The sequence below is a fragment of the Microbacterium wangchenii genome (assembly GCF_004564355.1).
In the GTDB taxonomy this organism is placed as follows: domain Bacteria; phylum Actinomycetota; class Actinomycetes; order Actinomycetales; family Microbacteriaceae; genus Microbacterium; species Microbacterium wangchenii.
Window position 1 is genome coordinate 1 of record NZ_CP038266.1, and the last position, 18,559, is coordinate 18,559.

Annotated in this window: 20 protein-coding genes and 2 tRNA genes; 16 read left to right on the forward strand and 6 right to left on the reverse strand. The window is 68.2% G+C overall.

Annotation, left to right across the window (positions count from 1 at the left end):
- The 9 genes from dnaA to E4K62_RS00045 all read left to right on the forward strand — a co-directional run bounded on the left by dnaA (window position 1) and on the right by E4K62_RS00045 (window position 10,087).
- Window positions 1-1,419, forward strand: coding sequence for a chromosomal replication initiator protein DnaA (dnaA, locus tag E4K62_RS00005; protein ID WP_135062360.1), 1,419 nt, complete (start codon window positions 1-3; stop codon window positions 1,417-1,419).
- Between the two features lie 405 nt (window positions 1,420-1,824).
- On the forward strand, window positions 1,825-2,976 hold the full coding sequence (gene dnaN, locus E4K62_RS00010; RefSeq protein WP_135062362.1) for a DNA polymerase III subunit beta: 1,152 nt from the start codon (window positions 1,825-1,827) through the stop codon (window positions 2,974-2,976).
- Between the two features lie 51 nt (window positions 2,977-3,027).
- Complete coding sequence (gene recF / locus E4K62_RS00015) at window positions 3,028-4,185, forward strand: DNA replication/repair protein RecF (protein WP_135062364.1); 1,158 nt, start codon at window positions 3,028-3,030, stop codon at window positions 4,183-4,185.
- The gene (locus tag E4K62_RS00020) at window positions 4,178-4,669 is read left to right on the forward strand and encodes a DciA family protein (protein WP_135062366.1); all 492 of its coding nucleotides are present in this window, start codon (window positions 4,178-4,180) and stop codon (window positions 4,667-4,669) included. Before recF ends, E4K62_RS00020 begins: the two co-directional genes overlap by 8 nt.
- Before the next feature lie 122 nt (window positions 4,670-4,791).
- Window positions 4,792-6,828: a DNA topoisomerase (ATP-hydrolyzing) subunit B gene (gyrB, locus tag E4K62_RS00025; RefSeq protein WP_135062368.1), complete on the forward strand. Its 2,037-nt coding sequence runs from the start codon at window positions 4,792-4,794 to the stop codon at window positions 6,826-6,828.
- A 27-nt stretch (window positions 6,829-6,855) separates the two neighbouring features.
- Window positions 6,856-9,453 (forward strand): DNA gyrase subunit A, encoded by a 2,598-nt coding sequence (gene gyrA, locus E4K62_RS00030; protein ID WP_135062370.1) that lies wholly within the window; start codon window positions 6,856-6,858, stop codon window positions 9,451-9,453.
- Window positions 9,450-9,854: a DUF3566 domain-containing protein gene (locus E4K62_RS00035; RefSeq protein ID WP_135062372.1), complete on the forward strand. Its 405-nt coding sequence runs from the start codon at window positions 9,450-9,452 to the stop codon at window positions 9,852-9,854. Before gyrA ends, E4K62_RS00035 begins: the two co-directional genes overlap by 4 nt.
- A gap of 70 nt (window positions 9,855-9,924) precedes the next feature.
- Window positions 9,925-9,998 (forward strand) — tRNA-Ile (locus E4K62_RS00040).
- 13 nt (window positions 9,999-10,011) lie between these two features.
- A tRNA-Ala gene (locus E4K62_RS00045) sits at window positions 10,012-10,087 on the forward strand.
- A 29-nt stretch (window positions 10,088-10,116) separates the two neighbouring features.
- On the opposite strand, the gene E4K62_RS00050 is transcribed toward E4K62_RS00045, so the two are convergent.
- Window positions 10,117-10,686 (reverse strand): TetR/AcrR family transcriptional regulator, encoded by a 570-nt coding sequence (locus tag E4K62_RS00050; RefSeq protein WP_167747674.1) that lies wholly within the window; start codon window positions 10,684-10,686, stop codon window positions 10,117-10,119.
- A gap of 52 nt (window positions 10,687-10,738) precedes the next feature.
- Here E4K62_RS00050 and E4K62_RS00055 point away from each other — a divergent pair, with 52 nt between their 5' ends.
- Window positions 10,739-11,173, forward strand: a complete 435-nt coding sequence (locus E4K62_RS00055) for an NUDIX hydrolase (RefSeq protein ID WP_135062376.1) — start codon at window positions 10,739-10,741, stop codon at window positions 11,171-11,173.
- 27 nt (window positions 11,174-11,200) lie between these two features.
- Here E4K62_RS00055 and E4K62_RS00060 read toward each other — a convergent pair whose 3' ends face one another.
- Complete coding sequence (locus E4K62_RS00060; RefSeq protein WP_135062378.1) at window positions 11,201-11,605, reverse strand: VOC family protein; 405 nt, start codon at window positions 11,603-11,605, stop codon at window positions 11,201-11,203.
- Window positions 11,606-11,672: 67 nt separating this feature from the next.
- On the opposite strand from E4K62_RS00060, the gene E4K62_RS00065 reads away from it, so the two are divergent.
- Window positions 11,673-12,263 carry a TetR/AcrR family transcriptional regulator gene (locus E4K62_RS00065; RefSeq protein WP_135062380.1) on the forward strand — a complete coding sequence of 197 codons (591 nt, stop codon included), beginning with the start codon at window positions 11,673-11,675 and terminating at the stop codon, window positions 12,261-12,263.
- Here the strand turns inward: E4K62_RS00065 and E4K62_RS00070 are convergent.
- Together E4K62_RS00070 and E4K62_RS00075 are read right to left on the reverse strand one after the other, a co-directional pair.
- Window positions 12,238-12,720, reverse strand: coding sequence for an aminoacyl-tRNA deacylase (locus tag E4K62_RS00070; RefSeq protein WP_135062382.1), 483 nt, complete (start codon window positions 12,718-12,720; stop codon window positions 12,238-12,240). The genes E4K62_RS00065 and E4K62_RS00070 overlap by 26 nt on opposite strands.
- Window positions 12,717-13,295: a DNA helicase gene (locus E4K62_RS00075; RefSeq protein ID WP_135062384.1), complete on the reverse strand. Its 579-nt coding sequence runs from the start codon at window positions 13,293-13,295 to the stop codon at window positions 12,717-12,719. Before E4K62_RS00075 ends, E4K62_RS00070 begins: the two co-directional genes overlap by 4 nt.
- Before the next feature lie 100 nt (window positions 13,296-13,395).
- On the opposite strand from E4K62_RS00075, the gene E4K62_RS00080 reads away from it, so the two are divergent.
- Both E4K62_RS00080 and E4K62_RS00085 read left to right on the forward strand, forming a co-directional pair.
- Window positions 13,396-13,953: a peptidylprolyl isomerase gene (locus E4K62_RS00080; RefSeq protein WP_135062386.1), complete on the forward strand. Its 558-nt coding sequence runs from the start codon at window positions 13,396-13,398 to the stop codon at window positions 13,951-13,953.
- 16 nt (window positions 13,954-13,969) lie between these two features.
- The gene (locus tag E4K62_RS00085; RefSeq protein WP_135062388.1) at window positions 13,970-14,896 is read left to right on the forward strand and encodes a rhomboid family intramembrane serine protease; all 927 of its coding nucleotides are present in this window, start codon (window positions 13,970-13,972) and stop codon (window positions 14,894-14,896) included.
- A 60-nt stretch (window positions 14,897-14,956) separates the two neighbouring features.
- Here the strand turns inward: E4K62_RS00085 and E4K62_RS00090 are convergent, their stop codons facing one another.
- Complete coding sequence (locus E4K62_RS00090; RefSeq protein WP_135062390.1) at window positions 14,957-15,196, reverse strand: cell division protein CrgA; 240 nt, start codon at window positions 15,194-15,196, stop codon at window positions 14,957-14,959.
- A 54-nt stretch (window positions 15,197-15,250) separates the two neighbouring features.
- On the opposite strand from E4K62_RS00090, the gene E4K62_RS00095 reads away from it, so the two are divergent.
- Genes E4K62_RS00095 through E4K62_RS00100 form a run of 3 tightly spaced genes read left to right on the forward strand, consistent with a single transcriptional unit; the run spans window position 15,251 to window position 16,856 of the window.
- Window positions 15,251-16,045, forward strand: a complete 795-nt coding sequence (locus E4K62_RS00095) for a class E sortase (RefSeq protein ID WP_374108126.1) — start codon at window positions 15,251-15,253, stop codon at window positions 16,043-16,045.
- Window positions 16,045-16,200, forward strand: coding sequence for a hypothetical protein (locus tag E4K62_RS18580; RefSeq protein WP_167747675.1), 156 nt, complete (start codon window positions 16,045-16,047; stop codon window positions 16,198-16,200). Before E4K62_RS00095 ends, E4K62_RS18580 begins: the two co-directional genes overlap by 1 nt.
- Complete coding sequence (locus E4K62_RS00100; protein ID WP_135062392.1) at window positions 16,197-16,856, forward strand: anthranilate synthase component II; 660 nt, start codon at window positions 16,197-16,199, stop codon at window positions 16,854-16,856. The genes E4K62_RS18580 and E4K62_RS00100 overlap by 4 nt, the downstream gene beginning before the upstream one ends.
- Here the strand turns inward: E4K62_RS00100 and pknB are convergent.
- The gene (pknB, locus tag E4K62_RS00105) at window positions 16,834-18,534 is read right to left on the reverse strand and encodes a Stk1 family PASTA domain-containing Ser/Thr kinase (protein ID WP_135062394.1); all 1,701 of its coding nucleotides are present in this window, start codon (window positions 18,532-18,534) and stop codon (window positions 16,834-16,836) included. The genes E4K62_RS00100 and pknB overlap by 23 nt on opposite strands.
- Window positions 18,535-18,559 lie beyond the last annotated feature (25 nt).

Sequence of the window (18,559 nt, forward strand, 5' to 3'; positions counted from 1 at the left end):
ATGTCAGACAGCGATGCATCGGACGTCCCCATCTGGTCGGCGGTGCTCGCACTCCTCCTCGCCGATGACCGGGTGACGCCCCAGCTCCAGGGATTCCTGCACCTCGTGGTCCCGAGCGGCGTGTACGCCGGAGTGCTGTACCTCGACGTTCCCAACGACCTCACCGCGGCGCAGATCAACAAGCGCCTCCGTCTTCCTCTCCTCGAGGCCCTCACCAAGGTGGATGCTCCGGAGCCGGCCACCTCGTTCCGTGTCGCCGTGAATCCGGACCTCATCGACGCCCACCTGACCGCACCCATCTCCGTGCAGTCCTCGGCACCGCCGCCGCCCGCCGTCTCCCGCCCTGCGCCCGACGATGCCGGCGAGGCCGCATCCCCGGCGTCGCGCAGCGACACGCGACTGAACCCGAAGTACACGTTCGACAACTTCGTCATCGGCCAGTCGAACCGGTTTTCGCACGCGGCCGCGGTGGCCGTCGCCGAAGCACCGGCGAAGGCTTACAACCCGCTGTTCATCTACGGCGACTCGGGCCTGGGCAAGACCCATCTCCTCCACGCGATCGGCGACTATGCCGTGAGCATGTACGCCGGCATCCGCGTGCGGTACGTCTCCAGCGAGGAGTTCACGAACGACTTCATCAACTCCATCGTCAACAACCGCGGCTCGGCCTTCCAAGCCCGGTATCGCGACGTCGACATCCTGCTCATCGACGACATCCAGTTCCTGCAGGGGCGCGCGGAGACACAGGAGGCGTTCTTCCACACCTTCAACACGTTGCATGACCACGACAAACAGGTCGTGATCACCAGCGACGTGGCCCCCAAGCTCCTGACCGGGTTCGAAGACCGCATGCGCAGCCGGTTCGAGTGGGGTCTCATCACCGACGTGCAGGCGCCCGACCTTGAGACGCGCATCGCGATCCTCCGCAAGAAGGCGCAGAGCGAGCGACTCCAGATCCCCGACGAGGTGCTGGAGTACATCGCGAGCGTCGTGTCCTCGAACATCCGCGAACTGGAGGGCGCCCTCATCCGCGTCTCCGCGTTCGCGAGCCTCAACCGCTCGAACCTCGACATGTCGCTGGCTCAGACCGTGCTGCGCGACATCATCGATCAGGACGACGCCAACGTGGTGTCACCGACGGACATCATCACGGCGACGGCTCAGTACTTCAAACTCTCCGTCGACGACCTCTACGGGTCCAGCCGCTCCCAAGCGGTGGCGACGGCCCGCCAGATCGCGATGTACCTGTGTCGCGAGCGCACGAGCCTGTCGCTGCCCAAGATCGGGCAGCTGTTCGGCAACCGCGATCACACCACCGTGATGTACGCCTACAAGAAGATCAGCGACCTCATGAAGGAGCGCCGCTCGATCTACAACCAGGTCTCCGAGATCACCACCCAGCTCGGCCGCTCTCGCTGAACCACGCGACGCGCCCGGCAGCCGGGCCTTCTTGACACCGCTCTGCGGTGCCTTCATCATGCAGTTCTGCACAGTGTGGATAACCTGTGGATAACCGTGGATGACACGCCTGGGCCATGTGAGTCGATTTCCTCTTCGCTGTGGAGGACGCGGAATTACACGGATGTGATTACACGACGTTCTCCGAAGCCGTTCCGCAGGCGTCCCACATCTCACACGCGTGTAGTTCCCATGTCCCACCTGGCATCGCGCGATCTATCCACAGTTTCCACAGCTGTTAACAAGATGAAGAGAAATCCCTTCGAGGAAATACACCCGATCACCTTGACGGTGAGAACGGTGCTTCCGGGAAGACACGACTCGGGCACTAGCATGGGTACGCCAGACGAAGCCGAGGGAGCACCCGTGAAGTTTCACGTCAATCGCGATGTGTTCAGCGAAGCCGTGTCGTTCGTCGTCAAGCTCCTTCCGCAGCGCAATCCGCAGCCGATCCTTGCCGGCGTTCTGATCGAAGCCGGCGAAGGCGGGCTCTCCCTCGCCGCGTTCGACTACGAAGCCTCGGCACGTACGACCATCGAGGCGACGGTGGACGAACCCGGCACGATCCTCGTGCACGGACGCCTCCTCTCCGAGATCGCCAGCCGCCTGCCCAACGCGCCGATCCAGATCACCGTCGACGAAGACGGGGGCATCCTGCTGTCCTGCGGCTCGGCGCGCTTCACGCTCGCGTCCATGCCGGTTCAGGAATACCCCGCGATCCCCGAAGTGAGCGGGCAGTCGGGCCTCGTCCCGGCCGAGGATTTCGCCACCGCGATCGCCCAGGTCGCCTTCGCCGCCTCCCGCGATGACGTCACCCCCGTCCTGACCGGCGTGCAGCTCGAAGTCACCGGAACCACGCTGAGCCTCGTGGCCACCGACCGGTACCGCGTCGCTCTCCGTGAGATCCCGTGGGACGGCGGCTCCGCCGCCGGCGACGAGCCGATCACCGCTCTGGTCCCGGCCCGTACCCTGCAGGAGGTCGGGAAGACCTTCGCGCACGGCGGCGATATCGCCATCGCCTTCTCCGGATCGGGTGACCGCGAGATCATCGCGTTCACCGCGGGCAACAAGACGGTCACTTCTCTGCTGATCAAGGGCAATTTCCCACCCGTACGGCGCCTCTTCCCCGCTCAGACGGAGCATCACGCGGTGGTCAACACCGCAGAGCTCGCCGAAGCTGTGCGCCGCGTGTCGCTCGTGCTGGACCGGTCCGCCCCGCTGCGGTTCACGTTCGCAGGCGACTCCGTGTCGATGGATGCCTCGGGCACCGAGCAGGCGCGAGCCACGGAGTCGGTCGACGCGACGCTCCTGGGTGAGGACGTGACGCTGGGTTTGAACCCGCAGTACCTGCTGGAATCGCTCGGCGCGGTCAAGAGCGAGTTCACCCGGGTGACCTTCACCTCGAGCGAGAACGCCAACAAGCTCAGCCCCGTGCTGATCACCCCGCAGACCTCGGTCGACAAGGGCGGCGCGGAGTCGTTCAAGTACCTGCTGCAGCCCAATCTCCTCCTGCGCTGACGCTCGAGCCGCGAGGTCCGCGGCGTCGCACGTCGGAATTAGGGTGGTCGCATGATCGTGGAGCAGCTCGGGCTCGTCGACTTCCGTAATTACGCGGTCGCCGACCTCTCGCTGCACCCCGGTCCGAATGTCTTCGTGGGCCGCAACGGGCAGGGCAAGACCAATCTCGTCGAAGCCGTCGCCTATCTCGCGACTCTGGGCTCGCACCGCGTGTCCTCCGACGCACCGATGGTCCGCGACGGGGCGGAGGCCGCGATCGTGCGTGCGCGGCTGGCCCATGGCGACCGGCGCGTGCTGCTGGAGCTCCAGCTGAACCGCACCGGATCCAACAAGGCGCGCGTGAACGGCTCCGCCGTGCGCACCGCCGAGTTGCCGCGGTATGCGCAGGTCGTGCTGTTCGCCCCTGAAGACCTCCAGATCGTGCGGGGTGATCCCTCCGCTCGTCGTCGCTTCGCCGACGCGCTGCTCATCCAGCGCACACCGCGGTTGGCCGGGGTGCTGGCCGATTACGACCGTGTGCTGCGCCAGCGAGGCGCGCTGTTGAAATCGGCGCGGGCGCGCGGCATCCGCGGCGACGCGCTGTCCACCCTCGACGTGTGGGATGACAAACTCGTCGCCCTCGGCACAGAAGTGATCCAGGCGCGCCTGGCCCTTGCGGCCGACCTGTCCGAGCCGGTCGCGGCTGCCTACACCGCCATCGCCGGCGCCGACCACGAGCCCCGGCTGGAGTGGGCGCTGTCGGTGCGCGGCGGCGACCCCGAGGAAGGCGATTCGGCGTCCTCGGATGCGGCCGACCCCGCCTCCATCGCAGAGCAGTTCCGCGCGGCGCTGGCCGCCCGGCGCGCGGCGGAGCTGGAACGCGGGCTGAATCTGGTGGGCCCACACCGCGACGACCTCGTCCTGCGGGTGCGGGGCCTGCCCGTCCGCGGGTACGCGTCGCACGGCGAATCCTGGTCCGTCGCCCTCGCCCTGCGGCTCGCATCGGCCGAACTGCTGCGCGCCGAGTCCCGGCTCGGTGACCCTGTGCTCATCCTCGACGACGTCTTCGCCGAGCTGGACGCGGGCAGACGCGCGCGGCTGGCGGAGCTGGCGGGCGGCTACGAGCAGGTGATCGTCACCTCCGCCGTGGAGGAGGACGTGCCCGACGGCCTCCGTGCCCACGTGGTGCGGGTCGAGGCCGGCCGCATCCTGGAGGAAGCGGATGCCTGACAAGGGAGCACCCGAGGTTCCCGAGACCCTCGCGACCTATCTGCGCCTGCGCGGGCTGGAGCCCTCGAAGTACCGCCGCCGGCGCGGGCCCCGCCCCGTGGCCGATGAGAACCAGCCCTTCATGGGCGGGCGCGATCCGCACGGCGTCGGTGACGTCCTCGACACCCTGACGCGGGATGCCGGGTGGGAGCCGCAGCTCGCACGCGCGGACATCGCCCGGACGTGGGAGGAGGTGGCCGGTACCGAGACCGCGCAGCACACCCGCCCGGTCGCGCTGGATGCGGGCCTCCTCACTGTGCAGGCCGACTCCACGGCGTGGGCGAAGCAGCTGCAGCTCATGCGTGCGCAGGTGCTGTCGGAGATCATGCGGCGCTTCCCCGAGGCGGGGGTCGACGCGATCCGCTTCATCGGACCGGACGTCCCCTCCTGGAAATGGGGTCCCAGAGCCATTCCAGGCCGTGGTCCTCGCGATACCTACGGCTGAACCACGTTCTGGGCTGTCCGGGCGGATTTCAACGCGCCACAGCGCCGCACACGCATCGGAGGGGAGCTCCGGGTTGGTAGACTGGACGAACATCTGCCGACCTGTATGGAGCGCGCGAACTTATGACGTCCGAGAACCCCGCTAACGTTCCCGAAGAAGCCGCTTCCGCTCCCACCAAGAACACGCACGAGTACGGCGCCGACGAGATCCAGGTGCTCGAAGGCCTCGAGGCGGTGCGCAAGCGCCCGGGCATGTACATCGGTTCGACGGGCGAGCGCGGTCTGCACCACCTGGTCTACGAGATCGTGGACAACTCGGTGGATGAGGCCCTCGCCGGGTACTGCGACACGATCGGCGTGACGATCCTGCCCGACGGCGCGGTGCGCGTGGTCGACAACGGTCGAGGCATCCCGGTAGACATGCACCGCACGGAGAAGAAGTCGACCGTCGAGGTCGTCCTGACCGTGCTGCACGCCGGCGGAAAGTTCGGCGGCGGCGGGTATGCCGTCTCCGGAGGGCTCCACGGCGTGGGTTCCTCCGTCGTCAACGCCCTCTCCTCTCGTCTGGAGGTCGAGGTCCGGCGACAGGGACACGTGTGGCGGCAGTCGTTCCGCGACGGCGGCGTGCCGGTGGCGCCACTGGAGAAGGGCGAGGCCAGCGACGAGACGGGCACGACCATCACGTTCTGGCCCGATGAGAGCATCTTCGACACGGTCGACTTCGACTACGAGACGCTCCGCACGCGATTCCAGCAGATGGCCTTCCTCAACAAGGGACTGCGCATCGACCTGAGTGACGAGCGGCCGCAGGCGGTCTCGGTCGAGGCGAGCGAGACCGGTGAGGAGATCCCCCACCAGCCGCACGACAGCTTCCTGTACGAGCGCGGACTCGTCGACTACGTCGAGTACCTCAACAAGGTGCGTCGCTCGGAGGTCGTCAACGACGTCATCATCGACTTCGAGTCGGAGGACAACAACCGCAAGATCGCGCTCGAGATGGCGATGCAGTGGACGACGAGTTACAGCGAGAACGTCTTCACGTTCGCCAACACGATCAACACCCACGAGGGCGGCACCCACGAAGAGGGATTCCGCGCCGCGCTGACCACGCTGGTCAACCGGTACGCGCGGGCCAACAACCTGCTCAAGGAGAAGGACGACAACCTCACGGGTGAGGACGTGCGTGAAGGGCTGACAGCCGTCCTGTCGGTCAAGCTGTCGGAGCCGCAGTTCGAGGGTCAGACCAAGACGAAGCTTGGCAACACCGAGGCCAAGGCGTACGTCCAGAAGGTGGTCGGCGACCAGCTCGGCGACTGGTTCGACCGCAACCCGGTGCAGGCGAAGAACATCATCCGCAAGGCCATCGACGCCGCCACCGCCCGCTTGGCCGCGCGCAAGGCCCGCGAGACCGCGCGTCGAAAGAGCGTGTTCGAGTCGGCCGCGATGCCCGACAAGCTCAAGGACTGCACGAGCAAGGACCCCTCGATCAGCGAGATCTTCCTGGTGGAGGGTGACTCCGCCGGCGGCTCGGCCGTACAGGGACGCGACCCGCACACGCAGGCGATCCTGGCGCTGCGCGGCAAGATCCTCAACGTCGAGCGTGCGCGGCTGGACCGTGCCCTGGGCAACAAGGAAGTCCAGGCGATGATCCAGGCCTTCGGCACCGGCATCGGCGAGGACTTCGACATCCAGAAGGCGCGGTACCACAAGATCGTCCTGATGGCCGATGCCGACGTCGACGGTCAGCACATCACGACGCTGCTGCTGACGCTGCTGTTCCGCTACATGCGCGGGCTCATCGAGGCCGGGTTCGTCTACCTCGCGCAGCCCCCGCTGTACCGCATCAAGTGGTCCAACCACGCGCACGAATACGCCTACAGCGACCGGGAGCGCGACGCGCTGCTGGTGGCCGGGCAGGCCGAGGGCAAGCGCATCCCGAAGGACAACGCCATCCAGCGGTACAAGGGTCTGGGCGAGATGAACGACCACGAACTGTGGGAGACCACCATGGACCCGCAGACCCGCACGCTCCGGCAGGTGACGATCGATGACGCCGCCTCGGCGGATGAGATCTTCTCCGTGCTGATGGGCGAAGACGTGGAATCCCGCCGCGGGTTCATCCAGCGCAACGCCAAAGACGTGCGCTTCCTCGACATCTGAGCCTCACCGACGAAGAACTGAGAAGACATGTCTGACGACGCTTCGACCGGCGCGGGCGAGCCCCGCCCCGAGCCCATCCACGAGCACGGCAAGATCGACCAGGTCGACCTGCAGCTGGAGATGCAGCGCAGCTACCTCGACTACGCGATGAGCGTCATCGTGGGTCGCGCGCTCCCCGACGTGCGCGACGGGCTCAAGCCCGTGCACCGCCGCGTGATCTACGGCATGTACGACGGTGGATTCCGCCCCGACAAGTCGTTCTCCAAGTGCGCCCGTGTCGTCGGCGAGGTGATGGGTCACTACCACCCGCACGGTGATGCCCCGATCTACGACGCCCTCGTGCGCCTCGTGCAGCCGTGGTCGCTGCGCTACCCGCTCGCGCTGGGACAGGGCAACTTCGGCTCCCCCGGAAACCAGGGCGCCGCCGCCCCCCGGTACACCGAGACGAAGATGGCTCCCCTCGCGCTGGAGATGGTGCGCGACATCGAAGAGGAGACCGTCGACTTCCAGGACAACTACGACGGTCAGACGCAGGAGCCCACGGTCCTGCCCGCCCGCTTCCCGAACCTCTTGGTGAACGGGTCGGTCGGCATCGCCGTCGGCATGGCCACGAACATCCCGCCGCACAACCTCCGCGAAGTCGCCGCCGGCGCCGTGTGGGCGCTGGATCACCCGGATGCCACGCGCGAAGAGCTGCTCGAAGCCCTCATGGCGCGCATCCCCGGGCCCGACTTCCCCACCGCCGCGCAGATCCTCGGCACCCGCGGCATCAAGGACGCCTACCGCACCGGCCGCGGCTCGATCACGATGCGCGCCGTCGTCAACGTCGAAGAGGTCCAGGGCCGCACGTGCCTGGTCATCACCGAACTGCCGTACCAGGTCAACCCCGACAACGTCGCGGTGAAGATCAGCGACCTCGCGCGCGACGGCAAGATCACCGGTATCGCCGACATCCGCGACGAGTCCTCCGGGCGCACCGGACAGCGCCTGGTCATCGTGCTCAAGCGGGATGCCGTCGCCAAGGTCGTGCTGAACAACCTGTACAAGCACACGCAGCTGCAGGAGAACTTCGGCGCCAACATGCTGGCGATCGTGGACGGCGTGCCGCGCACGCTGCCGCTGGACGGCTTCATCTCGTTGTGGATCGAGCACCAGGTCGAGGTCATCGTCCGCCGCACGCGGTACCGGCTCCGCGAGGCCGAGAAGCGCATGCACATCCTGCGCGGCTACCTCAAGGCGCTCGACGCGCTCGATGAGGTCATCGCGCTCATCCGCCGCTCCCCCACCGTGGAGGAGGCGCGTGAGGGCCTCAAGACCCTGCTCGACGTCGACGACGATCAGGCGCAGGCGATCCTCGACATGCAGCTGCGACGTCTCGCGGCGCTGGAGCGGCAGAAGATCGTCGACCAGGCCACCGAGCTCGAGGCGCGCATCGCGGACTACAACGACATCCTCGCCGACGAGCTTCGCCAGCGCTCGATCATCCGCGACGAACTGAGCGTCATCGTGGAGAAGTTCGGCGACGACCGCCGCACCGAGATCGTGCCGGGCTACGACGGCGACATGAGCATCGAAGACCTCATCCCCGAAGAGGAGATGGTGGTCACCGTCACCCGCGACGGGTACATCAAGCGCACACGCAGCGACAACTACCGGTCGCAGCACCGCGGCGGACGCGGTGTGAAGGGCGCGCAGCTGCGCGCCGACGACGTCGTGGAGCACTTCTTCGTCACCACGACGCACCACTGGCTGCTGTTCTTCACGAACAAGGGCCGCGTGTACCGCGCCAAGGCGTACGAAGTGCCCGAGGCCGGGCGCGACGCGAAGGGCCAGCACGTCGCCAACCTGCTCGCCCTGCAGCCGGAGGAGGAGATCGCGCAGATCCTCGACATCCGCGATTACGAAGTGGCCACCTACCTCACCCTGGCCACGCGCGGTGGCCTGGTGAAGAAGACGCGCCTGTCGGAGTACGACACGAACCGTCAGGGCGGCGTCATCGCGATCCGCCTCCGCGAGGGCGACGAGCTCGTGAGCGCCCTCCTCGTGGACGAGGGCGATGACATCATGCTCATCAGCCGCCACGGCATGTCGTTGCGCTTCACCGCCACCGACGAGTCGCTGCGGCCGATGGGCCGGGCCACCGAGGGTGTGAAGGGCATGTCCTTCCGTGGGGATGACAGCCTCCTGTCGGCATCGGTCGTCTCCGAGGACGGCTACGTCTTCGTCGTCACCGAGGGCGGCTACGCCAAGCGCACTGCGGTGGACCAGTACCGGACCCAGAGCCGCGGCGGTTTGGGCATCAAGGTCGCCCGCCTGAGCGATGATCGCGGCGATCTCGCCGGTGGTCTCATGGTGTCGGAGGACGACGAGGTGCTTGTGGTTCTTGCCAGCGGCAAGGTGGTACGCTCTGCCGTGGCCGAGGTGCCTGCCAAGGGACGTGACACCATGGGAGTCGTTTTCGCCCGCGCCGGTGGAGACGATCGCATCATCGCGATCGCCCGCAACAGCGAGCGGAGCATGACCGCCCTGGCCCAGGATTCCGAGCCCGTGGCCGATGCGCCCGCCGTCGATGCGGCCGCATCCGAAGCCTCCGCCGAGACCACCGAGGAGAGTACTGACGCATGAGCACGGTAGCCGACAAGCTCGCCAAGAAGTCCACCCACAAGACCGGTGCCAAGCAGGTGCGCCTGCGGCTGGTCTATGTGGACTTCTGGTCGGCGGTCAAGCTCTCGTTCCTGGCCGCCGTCGCCCTGGCGATCGTCACCGTGGTGTCGTTCTTCCTCATCTACATGGTCGTGAAGACCACCGGGCTCATCGACCGGGTGGATGAGTTCTTCACGAGCTTCTCCGACGGCGGCGTGTCGCTGGAGGCGTTCGTGGGGCTGCCACAGGTGATGGCGTTCGCGGCGATCGTCGCGATCCTGAACCTCATCGTCGTGACGGTGCTGGGCGCCGTGGTCGCCGGCATCTACAACCTCGCGGTGAAGGTCACCGGGGGACTCCTCGTCGGCTTCACGTCGAACTGATCCGATTCGGAAAAACCTCGCGCGTCGGGTAAAGTCGACGAGGTTGACGACATGCGCGTCAGCGCGATTCGGGGCTATAGCTCAGGCGGTTAGAGCGCTTCACTGATAATGAAGAGGTCCCAGGTTCAAGTCCTGGTAGCCCCACTTTCAACGCCCCGGGGCCTTAGCTCAGTTGGTAGAGCGCCTGCTTTGCAAGCAGGATGTCAGCGGTTCGAATCCGCTAGGCTCCACCACTCCCCACCCCCGGAGCCCTCCAGCGGCGTCAGTCCGGGAACAGCGCGGCCACCGCACGATCGTGCGCGTCGTCGAGGGTATCGGTGTCGACGCCCTCCAGCAGGGCGAACTGCAATCCGCGCCACAGCGCCAGGAGCCGGGATGCGGCGGCCTCGGCATCGGCCTCGGCGTATCCGTGCACCACGAACGCTCGCTGGACCTCGCCGGGCCACACCGCGGCGATGTCGGTCAGCTGACTGCGGTTTCCGTCGGGGTCTCGCACGGCAGTTCCGAACGCCTCGAAGAACAGGCGGATGTAGGGGACGTTCTCCGGCGCCCGCAGCATGCGCCACGCCTCCCCCAGCTGCGTCCTGATGTCTCCCGGGCGCTGCAGATGCGCGAGCAGCGTCCGCTCGGCGGGCATGCCCTCGTACGCGCGTCGCAGCGCGGCGGCGAACAGGGCGTCCTTCGACTCGAAGTAGTACAGCAGCATCCGGTTGTTCGAGCCGATGGCCCGCGCCAACTGCGACAGCGAGAGCTGACTCACGCCGTGCGTGAGCATGTGCTCGGCGGCCAGGGTCAGGAGCCGCTCGGCCTCGCTGCTTCGCGCCGCCGTCATGGCCCCATGATAAGAGCGCCCGGCGACAACCGGATGGGTAGGGTGTGGATTCATGGACATGAGGGTCGCCGCGTACGCCATCGTCGCGGATGCGGAAGGTCGGGTGCTGCTCGCGCACTGGAACGAAGGCCGCCACTCCGCCTGGACCCTGCCGGGAGGAGGATTGGAGCCCGGCGAAGACCCGGAACACGCCGCGCGCCGGGAAGTGCTGGAGGAGACCGGCTTCCGGGTGGTCCTGGACGAGCTGCTAGGCATCCACTCCCGCGTGATCCCCGCCACCGATCGCCTCACCAGCGATGCCGCGGGGCCGCTTCAGGCACTGCGGATCGTCTACCGCGCCCACATCACCGGCGGACGGCTGCGCGACGAGGTCGGCGGATCCACCGACAAGGCCGAGTGGTTCTCGCTCGAACAGATCGAGGCGCTCCCGCGCGTGAAACTCGTCGACATCGGGCTGCGGATGGCCGGGCTGCGGGATCGGCCCTGACGCCGGGGACGGATCCGGGCGGAGGGATCAGCTCGCGAAGCCGGCGGCGTACTCCGGTGCCGGAGGAATCTCCTCGATGACGTCGACGAGGACTCCGCCGGGACCTTCGAAGATGAAATGCCGCTGTCCGAACGGCTCATCGCGCAGGTCCAGTCGCATCTCGACCTCGCCGGCTTCGGCCAGGCGGCGGTACTCCCCCGCAGCGTCGTCGACCTCCACGTTCAGCAACAGCCCCGACGCCGCCCCGCGGTGCCCGGCGGGGATCGTCGGGTGGTCGGCCTGGAGGAAGGCGACCTCGTGCGGACCGTGTCGCAGACTCACGTACCAGTCGGCTCCGAAGGTCTCCTCGAATCCGAAACTCCGGATGAAGAAGTCCGCCGCCTCCCGGGGCTCGGCGGTCTGAACGACGGGGTAGAAAGCGGTCAGTGCCATGGTGACTCCTTTACGTACATTGTGAACGTAAAAGAGGATACATGCGATGTGCACGTAAAGTAAGGGGATGCCACGCGCATCTGCCGCCGACGCGGCCCGCACCGCCGAGCGCATCCTCGACGCGGCCCTCGAGCGGTTCACCGCCGAAGGGTATGCCGAGGCCTCCGTCGACGACATCGCCCGCGCTGCAGGGGTGACCCGGGGCGCGGTGTACCACCACTACGCCGACAAGCGCGGCCTCCTGCGGGCCGCGGCCCGGGCGGGGCACGAGCGCGTTGCGGCGGCGATCGTTCGCCGCGCCGATGGCGAGACCGAGCCGGCGGAGCAGCTGCGTGCGGGATGCCACGCGTTCGTCGACAGCATCACCACCGACACCGCGGCCCGCCTCCTTCTGGTCGAGGCGCCCGCCGTGCTCGGATGGTCGGAGTGGCGCGGACTGGATGCCGCGGCATCCGTCGCCGAGCTGCGTGAGGCGGTCGCCCTGGTGGCCCCGGCGAGTGACGTGGAGGCGCTCACGCAGCTGCTCTCCGGCGCGATGAACGAGGGCGCGCTGTGGCTCATGGAACGCGGCGGCGATGTGGAGGCGCGCGCAGCGCTCCACCGGTCGCTGGACCGGCTGATCGACGCGGTGATCAGCTCGCCGGCGCCGCCACGGTGATGTCGGCGACCGTGGCGTCGTAGGCGGCGATAAGCGCATCGGCGTCGACGAACAGGCTGTAGCCGTGCGCGCCCGCCCCCATCGCGATGCGTCGACCTCGGATGCTCTCATCGGCATACACCGGCCAGTCGGTGGTGCTGCCGATCGGGACGATCGTTCCGCGGGCGTACCCCGTCGCTGCCAGCGCCCGCTCCGCGTCGGGGAGCTGGAGCCGGTTGACTCCGACCACCGCCCGCAGCTTCGGCCAGGAGATTGCCCGGTCGCCGGGCACGAGCGCGAACAGATACGTGTCGTCGGCCCGTTTGACCACGAGCGTCTTGACGATGTCGGCGGGCGTCAGGCCCAGAAGGGCCGCTGCGTCGGCGAGGCTGGATGCGGCGGGCCGCCGAACCAACTCCACCTCGAGGCCGCGCGCGGCAGCCGCGTCACGGACCCTCGAGGTGGAGTCATCGCTCACGCGTCAGGCGCGCGCAGCGGGTCGTCGGCGACCCAGAGCTCGTCGTCGGCGCGCAGGGTCTGCCAGGCGGCGTAGACGACGCCGGCCGCAGCGGCGATCCCGAGAAGGATCGCGATGACCCCGCCGGCGCCCATGCCCGAGCGCTTCGGCTCGGCGAACTTCGCGGACAGCGCCTTGGTGGCCTTCTTGCCGTACTTGTCGGCCTTCTTCGCGTAGGTCTTCGCGTCCGGCAGGGCCAGGCCGCGGCCCGAGGCCAGACGTGCGCGGGTGTCGTGCGCGGCATCCCACACCGACATGGCGGACCCGACGACCGCACCCGCGGTGGGGACGACCTTGTCGGTCAGCAGGTGACGCGACAGCTGCACGCTCTTGTCCACGTAGGGAGCGGCGTACTTGCCGTAGCTCTGCTGTACGACGGGGACCACCTGCTCACGGCCGTAGTTGCCGATCTGGCGCCCGGCCTCGCGGGCGACGTTCGCGCTCTGATTCAGCAGCACCTGCTGCGATTCCCAGAGCTTGGTCGCCTGCTCCTGGAGCTTGCGGAGTTCTTTCTTACGCTTGCGGCTGACGCTCACGGTTGTGCCCTCCCGATCGATGGGACGTATCCGCCCATCTTGCCAGACGCGGCCTCCGACGGACGGAGGGGCTTGCAGATAACTCTGCGAGAATGTACCCATGCCTTCCCACAGCGCCGTCGCCACCATCCACACCAACCACGGCGACATCGTCGTCAACCTCTTCGGGGATCAGGCTCCCCGCACCGTGCAGAACTTCATCGGACTCTCCGATGGATCACAGGCGTGGACGCATCCCGCCACCGGCCAGCCGGGCGAGGGACCGCTGTACTCCGACGTCATCTTCCACCGCATCATCCCCGGCTTCATGATCCAGGGCGGCGACCCGCTCGGCCAGGGCGTGGGCGGACCGGGCTACAACTTCAACGACGAGATCAGCCCTGAACTGGACTTCAACGCCCCGTACAAGCTGGCGATGGCCAACGCCGGGATGCGCCGCAACGCCATCACGGGCCAGCTCGAGGGCACCAACGGCTCGCAGTTCTTCATCACCACCGACCCGACCCCGTGGCTGCAGGGCAAGCACACGATCTTCGGCGAGGTCGCCGACGACGCCTCCAAGGCCGTCGTCGACGCCATCGCGGCCGTGCCCACGGCGGCGGGCGACCGCCCGATCGAGCCGGTGGTCATCAGCTCGATCGACGTCGTCCCGGTCTGAGCCGAGGATCCCGGCGGTGACCACGGACGAGTTCCACCGCAACCGCGACAACTTCTGCTACCGGCATCCCGACCGGCAGAGTTTCGTCCTGTGCCAGCGGTGCCTGCGCACGATCTGCCCGGAGTGCCAGACGCAGGCCGCCGTCGGGGTCATCTGCCCGGAGTGCCTCGCCGAGCAGCGCGCGGCGGCGACGCCGGCGCAGCGCAAGGCCGAGCGGCGCTGGTCGCGCCCGGCGGCGATGACCGCCGTGAGCGGGCGCCCCACGGTGACGTACGCCATCATCGCCGTGACAGCGCTGGTGTTCGTCGTGACCCTGATCCCGGGGATCGGACGGGTCATCGAGGGGTACCTGTCGTTCTACGCGCCCGCGATCTATCCACAGGTCAGCGGTGTCTTCCAGCCGTGGCGCGTGCTGACGGTCGCCCTGGTCCACAGCGGGTTCTGGCACGTGGGTCTGAACATGCTCGCGCTGTGGTTCATCGGCCGGAGCCTCGAGCCGCTCCTGGGCGCCGCACGATTCCTCCTGCTGTACGTGCTCAGCGCAGCGGGGGGATCCGTCGCCGTCGCGCTGCTGGCACCGAACGTGCCCGTGGTGGGAGCCTCCGGGGCGATCTTCGGTCTGTTCGGCGCCCTGCTGGTGATCGGGCGGCATCTGGGCGCGAATATCCGCGTGATCGCGATCCTGATCGGCGTGAACTTCGCGCTGCCGTTCGTGCTGGCGCTTCTCTCCGCGGCCGGAACCGGATCCTTCGCGGGGGCGCTTTCGGCCATCCAGATCTCGTGGCAGTCGCACCTGGGCGGGCTCATCGTGGGAGCCGCCGTCGGGCTGATCTACGCACGCACCCGCGCGGCGCGACAGGCGCGGCTGAGGGTGGGTCTGCTCATCGCGCTGACGGGAGTGCTGGTCGGGCTCCTCGCCCTTCCGCCGGTTCTCTACACGTGAGGGGACCGGCGGTTATCCACAGGTCTATCCACACATGGGGACAAAATCACACGCGTGTAATTAGCGCCAGCGGGTGGTCATCAGGAAGCCGATGAACGCGATGCCGAAGCCGATCGCGAGGTTCCACGCGCCGATGCCCGGGATCGGAAGATTGGTTCCGCTCAGGTAGAAGACGAGCACCCAGATCAAGCCGATCACCATGAGGCCCAGCATGACCGGCTTGAACCAAACCGGGTTGGGTGCCGCAGCACCTTCGCTGCGCTCGGCGATCGGGTCGTCGCCGTTGCCAGTTCGTGCCATGCCGACAGTCTAGCTGGCAGCTGCCGCATAGCCTGCGGCTCTAAGATCGCAACCGTGATGGCGAGCGAGACGGTGGTGACCCGGCGTGCACGACGTGCACGGCCGCGGCGACGCGTCTCTCTCGTCGGGGTCCTCGGCGAGGTGCTCATCACCATCGGTGTCGTGGTGCTCCTCTACGTCGCGTGGCAGCTGTGGATCGGCGACGTGATCTACGCGGCGGAGAAGAACCGGGCCGGCGTCGAGCTGTCCGAGCAGTGGCAGCAGGAGGTCGCCCCGGTGGTTCCCACCGAGGAGCCGGCGCCCGAGGAGACGGATGCTCCCACCGAGCCCGCTGCGGTTGAGCCGGTGATCCTGCCGCAGCCCGCGGATGCCGAGATCTTCGGAGTCATGCACATCCCGCGCTTCGGCGCGGACTACGCCATGCCGATCGCCGGGGGTGTGAGCCGCCCCCGGACCCTCGACCCCATCGGCATCGGTCACTACCCCGACACGGCGATGCCCGGGGAGGTCGGCAACTTCGCCCTCGCCGCGCACCGGACGACTTTCGGCAAGCCCTTCAACCGCATCGCCGAGCTGCGTGTGGGCGACCCGATCGTCGTCGAGACGAAAGAGGGCTGGTACACCTACCGCTTCCGTACGCTGGAGTACGTCACACCCGATGCGGTGGACGTGCTGCTGGATGTCCCGCAGCGGCCCGAGGTCCCGGCGGGGGAGCGGTACATCACTTTGACCAGCTGCAGTCCGATGAATTCCATGGCGGAGCGGATCGTGGGCTACGGCCTGTTCGAATCCTTCATGCCCCGCACCGGCGACGCGGTGCCGCCCGCGCTGACCGAGGCGGCGAGCTGATGTACGCCGCACTGTGGCGGGTGCTCCCCGGGCCGTGGTGGGTGCGCGTGCTGATCCTGCTGATCCTTGCGACCGCCATCGTGTACGGGCTGTTCACGTGGGTGTTCCCGTGGGTGAGCCAGTTCGTCAACCCGCAAGACGTCACCGTCCAGTGAGTGGCTTCCGCGTGGTCGTGGTGGACAACCATGACAGCTTCGTGCACACCCTCGCCGGCTACATCCGGCAATTGGGTGCGGACGTGGAGCTGATCGAGGCCGACGCGGTCGACCCGCACGACGCGGCATCCGTCGTGTCGCACGCGGACGCGGTGCTCGTCTCCCCCGGACCGGGCGACCCGGAACACGCCGGCGCGTCGATCGACATCGTCCGCGCGGCCGCGGAGCGCGATGTGCCCCTGCTCGGGGTGTGTCTCGGACACCAGGCCATCGGCGTCGCCTTCGGCGCCACCGTGGGCCACGCACCCGAACTCATGCACGGCCTGACCTCGCTCGTCGAACACGACGCCACCGGCCTCTTCCGGGGCCTTGCCCGCCCCATGGTCGCCACGCGGTACCACTCCCTCACGATCGTCCCCGAGTCGCTGCCGCCGGAACTGGCGGTCACGGCGGTCACGGAGTCGGGTGTGATCATGGGCGTCGCCCACCGCAGCGCGCCGATCCAGGGCGTGCAGTTCCATCCCGAGAGCATCCTCACCGAGGGCGGTCACCGGCTCCTGGGCAATTGGCTGGCCTCGGCAGGCCTCGCCGAAGCCGAGGAACGCGGGCGCCGGCTGCACCCGCGAGGGGCGGTCACGGCCCCGTGCACACCGTGAGGACGATCTCCGAATGGATCGGCACCTCACCCGGTCCGATCGACTGACGCGACACCGTCGGGGTCGCCGCCGCCGGGCACGCCGGGTCTTCCTCCGTGACGACGGTCAGCTGGATCTCGGGGCTCTGCAGCTCGCGGGTCGCGGCGTCCAGGGTGTAGCCGGCGTAATCGACGATCACGACGCGGCCGGTGGCCACGACGAGGTTCACCGTGGTCCCCAGCGGCACGGTGGCGCCCTCGGGCTGATCCGTCTCGAGCACCGTCCCGCCCGCCGCGCTCGGGTCGTTGCGCTGACGGATCGCGCCCACGGTCAGGCCGGCGTCGGTGATCGCCTGCCGGGCCGACTCCTCGGGGAGCCCGGCGAGGGTCGGCACGGTCGCCGTCTCCTCGCCGCGGGAGACGTAGACCGTCACTTCGTTCCGCCGCGCCACCGAGATGCCGGCGGCCGGGTCGGTGCGGATGACGTTGCCCTCGGCGACCGTCGCGCTGGATTCGTCGACGCGGATCGGCACGAGGTCTTCGGCGAGCAGCAGTTCCTCGGCGCGGTCCCACGCGACATCCGACACATCGGGCACGATGCGCGCGTTGCCGGGCACCTCGGTGGCCGGGCGGATCGACATGGTCCAGATCAGCACCGAGACCAGCAGCACGGCCAGCAGGGCGACTCCGGCCCAGATCCACGCCACCGGGGGGCCGGACTGCGTGCGACGCATGGTGGTGTCGGTGCTCAGCTGCCGCAGCGACCGTGCCGTCTCCGCCGCGTGCCGCGGGTTGGGTCCGTAGAGCTCGCTCGTCAGGGCGCCCAGCTGCTTCTTGCTGGGCTCCTTGCCGTCGACGGTGGCATCCAGCGCGGCACGGAAGCTCGCCGCATCCGGGAACCGCTGGAACGGATCCTTCGCCAATGCGCGCAGCACGACGGCATCCAGTGCGCGCGGGACCGTGTCGGTGATCTCCGACGGCGGCACGGGCGCTTCGCTGACGTGCTGGTAGGCCACCGCGACCGGCGACTCGCCCCGGAAGGGAGGACGGCCGGTGAGCAGCTCGTAGAGCACGACGCCGGTGGAGTACAGGTCGGCGCGGGCGTCGACGGGTTCGCCCTTGGCCTGCTCGGGGGAGAAGTACGACGCCGTGCCGAGGATGGTCGTGGTCTCGGCGACCGTCGAGGAGGAATCAGACACGGCACGGGCGATGCCGAAGTCCATCACCTTCACCTGACCGGCATCGGTGACCATGACGTTGCCGGGCTTGATGTCGCGGTGCACCACACCGGCGCGGTGGGAGAACTCCAGCGCCTCCAGGATGCCGTCGACGTAGCGCCGCGCGTCGTCGACGGAGACCGGACCCTCGGAGATGACGTCCTTCAGCAGCTTGCCGTGGACGAGCTCCATGACGATGTAGGGCACCGGGTGCTGGGCGCCGTCGGTGCCGACCTCGGAATCCTCGCCCGCGTCGAAGACGCGCACGATCGCGGGGTGCGCCATGCGCGAGGCGGCCTGGGCCTCCAGCCGGAAGCGGGTGCGGAACGCAGCATCCTCCGCCAGTTCCCGTCGGAGGATCTTGATCGCCACCGCCCGGCCGAGGGTGACGTCGTACCCGCGGTACACGCTGGCCATGCCGCCTCGCCCGATGAGCTCATCGATGCGGTAGCGGCCGGACAGCACGCGTGTCTCGGTCGTCACGGTGCACTCCCCAGGTGGTGGAACA

What these genes read in the sequence shown, in the direction of transcription:
- E4K62_RS00020 (WP_135062366.1), top strand. Translation starts at nt 4,178, where the DNA reads ATGCCTGACAAGGGAGCACCCGAGGTTCCCGAGACCCTCGCGACCTAT.
- E4K62_RS00065 (WP_135062380.1), top strand. Translation starts at nt 11,673, where the DNA reads ATGCCACGCGCATCTGCCGCCGACGCGGCCCGCACCGCCGAGCGCATC.
- gyrA (WP_135062370.1), top strand. Translation starts at nt 6,856, where the DNA reads ATGTCTGACGACGCTTCGACCGGCGCGGGCGAGCCCCGCCCCGAGCCC.
- E4K62_RS00080 (WP_135062386.1), top strand. Translation starts at nt 13,396, where the DNA reads ATGCCTTCCCACAGCGCCGTCGCCACCATCCACACCAACCACGGCGAC.
- E4K62_RS00090 (WP_135062390.1), bottom strand. Translation starts at nt 15,196, where the DNA reads ATGGCACGAACTGGCAACGGCGACGACCCGATCGCCGAGCGCAGCGAA.
- recF (WP_135062364.1), top strand. Translation starts at nt 3,028, where the DNA reads ATGATCGTGGAGCAGCTCGGGCTCGTCGACTTCCGTAATTACGCGGTC.
- E4K62_RS00035 (WP_135062372.1), top strand. Translation starts at nt 9,450, where the DNA reads ATGAGCACGGTAGCCGACAAGCTCGCCAAGAAGTCCACCCACAAGACC.
- gyrB (WP_135062368.1), top strand. Translation starts at nt 4,792, where the DNA reads ATGACGTCCGAGAACCCCGCTAACGTTCCCGAAGAAGCCGCTTCCGCT.
- dnaA (WP_135062360.1), top strand. Translation starts at nt 1, where the DNA reads ATGTCAGACAGCGATGCATCGGACGTCCCCATCTGGTCGGCGGTGCTC.
- E4K62_RS00055 (WP_135062376.1), top strand. Translation starts at nt 10,739, where the DNA reads ATGGACATGAGGGTCGCCGCGTACGCCATCGTCGCGGATGCGGAAGGT.
- E4K62_RS00060 (WP_135062378.1), bottom strand. Translation starts at nt 11,605, where the DNA reads ATGGCACTGACCGCTTTCTACCCCGTCGTTCAGACCGCCGAGCCCCGG.
- E4K62_RS00050 (WP_167747674.1), bottom strand. Translation starts at nt 10,686, where the DNA reads ATGACGGCGGCGCGAAGCAGCGAGGCCGAGCGGCTCCTGACCCTGGCC.
- E4K62_RS18580 (WP_167747675.1), top strand. Translation starts at nt 16,045, where the DNA reads ATGTACGCCGCACTGTGGCGGGTGCTCCCCGGGCCGTGGTGGGTGCGC.